Source organism: Aeromonas sp. HMWF017 (genome assembly GCF_003061465.1).
Lineage (GTDB): Bacteria > Pseudomonadota > Gammaproteobacteria > Enterobacterales > Aeromonadaceae > Aeromonas > Aeromonas veronii.
Window position 1 is genome coordinate 1 of sequence record NZ_QAJD01000158.1, and the last position, 502, is coordinate 502.

Genomic DNA, 502 nt, shown 5'->3' on the forward strand with positions numbered 1-502 from the left:
ACGCTGGGGCGGGTATTGGCCGGTTGGCAACCGGTTGGGGCTGGCGGGCAGATCCTGCTGGATGGGCAGCCGGTGCCTGAACAGGTAAAAGGCTATAACCCCATCCAGCTGGTGCCCCAGCACCCCGAACTCACCTTCAATCCCTACCGCACCACCGGGCAGGCGTTGTGGGATGTGTGGCGCCCCGATGACGCCATGCTGGCCCGCTTTATGGTCAAGCCTGCGTGGCTCAGCCGTAAACCCGGTCAGCTCTCCGGTGGCGAGCTGGCCCGCATCGCGCTGCTGCGCGCCCTCGATCCCCGCACCCGTCTGCTGATTGCCGACGAGGTGACCGCCCAGCTGGATCCGCAAATTCAGCGTCAACTCTGGCGGGAGTTGATGATTGAGTGCGAGCAACGCGGGCTTGGCATGGTGATTTTTAGCCATCAGCAGGCGCTGCTGCGCCAAATCTGTCATCGGGTGCTGCGTTTTGGTAAGGCGCCTCTTGCGACGGACGTATTGG

General features: G+C 63.5%; 1 protein-coding gene. It reads left to right on the forward strand.

Annotation, left to right across the window (positions count from 1 at the left end; translation table 11 throughout):
* On the forward strand, window positions 1-502 hold a 502-nt coding region (locus DBR30_RS17300), incomplete at both ends, for an ATP-binding cassette domain-containing protein (RefSeq protein ID WP_258224477.1).